The organism is Paracoccus rhizosphaerae, assembly GCF_026162645.1.
Taxonomy (GTDB): Bacteria; Pseudomonadota; Alphaproteobacteria; order Rhodobacterales; family Rhodobacteraceae; genus Paracoccus; species Paracoccus rhizosphaerae.
The window spans coordinates 61848-67847 of record NZ_JAOTBE010000015.1 but is presented as its reverse complement, the minus strand read 5'-3'; the positions used below and the strand labels follow the sequence as shown (position 1 = coordinate 67847).

5 protein-coding genes are annotated in these 6000 nt (G+C 55.5%); all 5 read right to left on the bottom strand.

The genetic code is table 11. The annotated features are described in order from the left end of the window. Window positions 1-303 precede the first annotated feature (303 nt). Genes OC184_RS08005 through dndC form a run of 5 tightly spaced genes read right to left on the bottom strand, consistent with a single transcriptional unit; the run spans window position 304 to window position 5276 of the window. Window positions 304-1833: an ATP-binding protein gene (locus tag OC184_RS08005; RefSeq protein WP_265506673.1), complete on the bottom strand. Its 1530-nt coding sequence runs from the start codon at window positions 1831-1833 to the stop codon at window positions 304-306. Then, a complete protein-coding gene (locus OC184_RS08000) occupies window positions 1830-2333 on the bottom strand; it encodes a hypothetical protein (RefSeq protein ID WP_265506672.1) in 504 nt (167 codons plus the stop codon). Before OC184_RS08000 ends, OC184_RS08005 begins: the two co-directional genes overlap by 4 nt. A gap of 5 nt (window positions 2334-2338) precedes the next feature. After that, on the bottom strand, window positions 2339-3913 hold the full coding sequence (locus tag OC184_RS07995; protein ID WP_265506671.1) for an AAA family ATPase: 1575 nt from the start codon (window positions 3911-3913) through the stop codon (window positions 2339-2341). A gap of 3 nt (window positions 3914-3916) precedes the next feature. After that, window positions 3917-4120 (bottom strand): hypothetical protein, encoded by a 204-nt coding sequence (locus OC184_RS07990; protein WP_265506670.1) that lies wholly within the window; start codon window positions 4118-4120, stop codon window positions 3917-3919. After that, window positions 4110-5276: a DNA phosphorothioation system sulfurtransferase DndC gene (gene dndC, locus OC184_RS07985; RefSeq protein ID WP_265506669.1), complete on the bottom strand. Its 1167-nt coding sequence runs from the start codon at window positions 5274-5276 to the stop codon at window positions 4110-4112. The genes OC184_RS07990 and dndC overlap by 11 nt, the downstream gene beginning before the upstream one ends. Between the last annotated feature and the right edge of the window lie 724 nt (window positions 5277-6000).

Genomic DNA, 6000 nt, shown 5'->3' with positions numbered 1-6000 from the left:
CTCGTGCTCCTTCAGAATGCCGATGATCTGATCTTCAGTGAACCTGCTGCGCTTCATCTCTGGTCCTATCGGTTGGGCCAGAGTCTATCTCAAACTGGACTAGGCGGAGGGGGCAACGTCATTTTGGACAGATAACTGTAGTGAATACACTCTGGTTGGAACATGCGTCGTTCGAACGCCGATCACCCCGCTACGGGGTCAATTTACATGCCGGTTCACACCAGAAAGCAATCCTCTCAACCCATTGCCTACGCGTCTCGGGTAGGCGAGGCAAACCGGTGGAGTGGGACATGGGCTGGAGTCCTACCAAGCGTTGATTTTCTTCGTCGTTTGATCAAAGCGAGCATAGCATTGACCCTTTTGTAGGCCGGTTAGGTTCGCACCTTTGCCCAGAACTCTGGTCGCGGCACCTGGCTTGGCATTCGTTGCGAAGGCAGCAACAAGCCCCATGTTGTCCAAGAAGTCGTCTTCTTCGCCCGAAAAGTCGTCCGGAGACTGCGACACGAGCATCACTGCACCGCCCTTTGATCGACTCATCCGAATGAGGCGGGAGAGTGACGGAAGCTTCGTGCCTAAAATTTGGTGAGCCTCATCGATCATGCACAGCACGCGCAACGCTCGAGAACCATCAGGTCCGGTGTCGGTGTTAACGAGGCTGTTTAGGTGCTGGTCAAGTGCATCGAGAAGCAAGTTGACCACGATGGTGCGGCTATCTTCTGCGACCGTTGGCGGAAGCTTGATAATCCAGCTTCTCTGAAAGAACTCAGTCGGGGACATCTGAGGCTCAAATAGCGGGAAGCGGCTGAGCTCTTCCATGGTGGCAACTGCCCCATCTTCCCTGGCTTCGTGCTCTTCGTAGACTTCGATAAGCCGGTCGCGGATGTGCTTGAGCTCGCACGGCACTTCTGTTGCCATGGCACGCGCCGCAGCCTCATGGACATATGTCCGCTGTCGGTCCCCAAGCTTTGAACCCTTTAGCCGGGAGAATGACTCACGAAAACGCGATGCGGCTTGGTCGATCCCGAATTGGTCTCTCTCAATAAGAGCAAGGACATCGAGTGGAATTGGCATGCGCGGCGGTTCAATGACTTGGGCTTTGTACGCTTCACCAAGGGACTGCTGGCCTTTTGTGCCGGTAAAGCCCGCCAAGTCGCCTTTGAAGTCGAAAGCGATGAGCGGAACGGGGGCTTGCTCGCGGATACCGCGCAAGATTGCTGCGGCCATGACAGTCTTGCCAGAGCCACTCCCGCCCATGATAGCAGCATGAGGCGCCCCGCCCCTATTCAGGCTCCAATAAACCTTTTCTTTAGTTGTGACATCTTCACCGATCTCACCGAGCAGAACCTTGACTTCGCCGGTAGAGAAGGACGCACCCTCGGTACCCTTGCCCGCGGCGGGCCAACGGCCGCCTGCTTTCGGCAGTTCCGCCACATCGACCAGCCGTCCGACAAATTGCGCGATGTCTTGACCTGCGTGTGCCCACTCTTCATCCAGCTTCATCAAGCCACGCCGCCAATGGGCGCCGACAAGTGCGATTAGCCGCTTGGTATCGATATCCGGCTCGCCAGCGCGTTCAACGATTAGCGCAAGCCAGACGGAGAGCGCTGTGCCAGTTCCAAAAAGAGTGTCGCCTTTGATAGCCTTGCCCAGCTCCAGCTCGTCGGCAGGCAAATCCACAGGCGCGCTCATCGTAAGCGAGCGTGAGATGGCCATTCGGGCGGGAAGATAGCGTTTCCGCATTCCCAAACGCCCCATGAAGTCGGTGTTGAGTCTGTCACTGTCATAGTCAGTGCGGAAGTTTGCACCTGCCACTTCTACAAGAGAAATGCTCATGCTCGGCCTTTCGTATTTTCGAAATATCCAGGTTTCACTGTTGACTGGCCGATTTCGCCAACGCGTTCGAAATGAACAAGATATTTCTTCTGCACATGTGGAGCGATCTCGCTAAGGTACTCGCCAACCACTTCCGTATTGGTGGAAAGCAAAATCACCTGATGTTCGCGCTGCACAAGATGGTTCAAGACGCCTTTTCTATGCTCGATATCGAGCCGCCCAAGCGGCGTGTCAACGACCATGGGGAAGCCACGGCCAGATACAGACGAAACGGCCGAAATCAGAGCCTGGGTGAAGATCTGCTTTTCACCAGCAGAAAGGTCGAACCCGCGCAAATCAACGCCATCTGCGTTCAGAAGCTTCACATCACAATCTTCATCGATCGCGATGCGTTCCACGAGGTCCTTTTTATGGGCCATTGAGCGGTGCGCCTTGGTCATCGCTGATGCAATGGCTTCGATCTGGCTCGGAACGGCATTGGCAACAATTTCATCGACCATGAGCGCTACCTTGTTGGCGCGTGCTGCGCGACGGGCCGCGGGCGCGGCTTGGTCAAGCTGACCAGAAAGTTTGTTAGCTCGGTATTCTTCTGGCTAATCTGACTTTCAAGCGCAGCCATCTCCCGTTTAAGGGCGCCGATTTCTTGGTCGAGTTCCTGCAAGTCGCTGTTCACCTTCGAGAGACGTTCGCGCTTGGTGTCGACATGCGGGGCGACGGCTTCAGTGCGAATAACCTCATCCTGAAGCCTCTTGAGCGAGTCTTCATTCTCATCAATTCCAGCAAGGAGCGACACGATTGCCGGAGCGCCAAGTTCGTCGAGCTCTTCGAGCCGATCAATCACTTTCGAGCGGTCCAGCTCGTTTAGATACGGATGAAGATATGCATCCGCGCAGTTGGCGGGCGGCGGATACCAAAGCTTCTCCCAAGCGTTGCGGGCGCTATCCAAAACCCCTTTTCGCTGGCCATCGCTGAGGCACGGACTGATCGCCTGCATACCGGTGTCTACTGCGGCAAGAAATCTCTCCAAGTTGTTGTCACCTTGGTTCTTTCCGCTTTCCCATCGTTCACGAACACCCTCGCTCAGCAAGCGTGACTTCACGCTCGTGCGCAGGCTCAAGCCTGACAGTGCAAGAGCCAGATCCTTCACCATCAACTCTTCGAGCTGTGCTTTGCCCGTTTCAATGGCCCGCTCGAAATTTTTGATCTGTTCAAACTGTTCCTGAAGGAGCGCCTGAGAGCCAGTTCCGAAGCTTGCCAACTCGCGGATCAGATGCTCTTGTTCCTCTTTTAAGACTGCCCTCCTCGGCTCAATTTCAGCATAGCGCCCGGCCTTCTTGTCGTACTCGAAGTTGAGCGTGTGCCGATCCAACTCAAGCTTCTCGATAGTCTTATCAGAAACGTTAGGAGATTCCTTGCGCCGAACCTCAGCGTAAGAACGTAGGTCTTTAGCAAGTTGCTTCAAAACAGGGATGCCCAGCAGGCCTTCAATGCCGGCCCGCACCTGTGCCGACATCTCACGTTCAGCGAGCACGCTCACCTGTTCGCCGTCGAACATAAAGAAATGCGCCAACGTGAAGGGCAGCAGGTTCTCTGCAACGTATTCGCGGAACCAGTCGGCACGCTCGTTGCCTTGAAGCGGGCCAGGGCCGACTGCTTTGCGGGTCGATCCCTCGTAGATATGGATTTCCTCGTCCTGCGGGCGGTAAACCCCTGAGTCACTGAAGTGCCAGATCCGCTGGATCTCGAGAGGCTCGTCATTTTCGTCGCTGAAGATCAGCTTAACGGAGCAAGATGTGCGCCCAGCAGATGTGGCGCCACGGTGCAAAGCCTTCTCAAGGAAGTTTTTATAGGAGGTCGCCAGTCGCTCTTTATCCCCACCAGAAAAAGGCGAACGGGCGATCAGTGGTAGGCCATCACGTCCGAATATCCCAAGAACGATAGCTTCAAAGAGGCTCGTCTTGCCATAGCCGTTGGGGGCACCGATTAGGATGATGTTTCGGTTTTTGCCTGGGCGTGGAAATTCGAAGTTCGCCGATGTGTATGCTTTCCAGTCACGCAACGTAATCTGTGAAATATGCATTTGTTAATGTTCGTCCATCTGGATGCGGTCCAAAATGTCATCGAAGGAATCCCACAGACCGGCGCGACGTTGCTTGCCGGTCTGCTCGACTTCGACCTGGACCAGTTCCTCAAATTCCGCAAACAGCATGCCGTTCGACTTACATGCCTCCTTGATCATCGTTCGGCCGTCGGGATTATCGAGAAGTACAACAACATTACGTGGCATGCTTTCTGTCCTTCACAATCTCACGAACACTGAACGTCTTGGCCTTACCATGGTCGGCAATCTCTCCTGACCAAATCTGGTGAATAAGATCAATTTCTTCTTCTGTAATCAAGCTCTGCCCGGTTGCATGCTCCAGTCGTCTAAGCTTTTCAAGTATTTCTGCGCGCGTCTGGAGCGTGAACGGTCCTGGAACGAACGTGCCGCCATTCGTGATCGTGATACGACCATCCCGGCGGCGCGCCTGACGCCGTTCCTTCTCGTTGCGGATTGACACAAGCCAGTCGCGGAAATCCAACAGCGGGGTAAACTCAGAATAGCCGGATTCAACGAAGCCTTCGAGGCTCCGGTCTTTTTCAACAACCGTGCAGGTCCAGCACCCGAAGCGGGACGACGTTGTTCCGCAAGAGGGAGCGTCATCCTTAGACGTGACTACAGGGCACTCTCCACCACTGGCGCTGCGATAAAGACCTATTAGCTTCAAGTGCGACCCGCCCCACGGCGGTTCGTTGAGCGCCAGGAACTCCCAGACGTCATCTGTATGCAGCTCGACGATCGGGCGAAAGACCATGCATCCCACCAGATCATTGTGCTTGTTGAGCCGCTCCCCGTTGTCATAACGGCCGACGGATGCGGCGCGAGTCGCACTCTCAGATCGGCGCACACCAAGCAGCAGCACAACCTGCCCGGCCTCATCGGCCTGGCTCTTGATGTAGCGACTGGTGGGGAGGATTTTCATACGGTCCGTGCACCAACGAAACGACCTGTTGGGAGAGGGATAGCCGCGGCCGATGAGGTTTACCCAGAAAGATTGATCAGGCGATGGACGCGTGATCTTCGTAACTATGGGAAGACCAAACGCATTAGCTGCGTTCCCGATCTCTTCCATGCTTTCGACGATATGCTGTACGACAAGTGGGCTTTCCACCAGTGTATCATTGGCGACGATATGCACAGGACGGGAGCGTTGTGATGGAGGGATAGAGAGCAGCATTTCGATGACGAGGTGCGTCACCAGTGTGCTGTCCTTGCCTCCAGAGTATCCTATGATCCACGGCCAATCGTGATCTTGACGATATTCGTCCAGAAGTTCAGCCCGAATAGCCCTGAAGAGCGCTGCGCCCTCATCTTCGACTACCAATGCTTCAGCGACGCTCATGGGCTGTATTCCCCCTCGTTACCTGCGCGATTCCATCGCTCTGGCTGCTGCATATTGTGTAACAGGGCGGGCGCCGCACTGCAAATTGCGTGGGGACGCCTGACCCAGCGCTATGCAGATTAGCACGGCACTCAGAAATCGCTTCAGGCTGCGTTGTCGACTTTGCTGTGCCTCGGTTGAGCGGCCGCTTCGAGAAGCCGAGCATAAGGAGCCCCCGCAGCCGCGCTGTGCCGGCTCCTACCGCTGCACCTCCATTCGCCCATGCGGCTGAGCAGCTGGTAAGATTTCTTCTGAGCGAAGATCTACCAGCCGCACCTCCAGCTCCATATATCACCAAAGTTGCACCTGCGGTCATGGTTAAAATCATGTTGGTGCTCATGAGACTGAGGACGCGCGCGCCGCTTCTCGCGCCGAAGCTCAACAGATCGGAGAGAGCGCCGGCTTTCCCGCGGGATCTACTCCCTGTTGCGCGTCGCCGACGAACGGACAAGACTATTTTTATTAGAACTTCACGAGATCACCTTCCCTCTAAACGCATGATCCGGCCGGGCTGCGATGGCGGATGTCTCCGCCCGCCCGGATCATGCTCTGCCACCGCATGACCGACATCTTCGAATTGTAGGCGCTATGCGAAAACAGCTTATACGGCCAGTCGCCCGCAGATATCTGGCTTGTTCAATCTTGATGATAGTTCGCAGGAGCACGGCAAACACCGCGCCGAGTG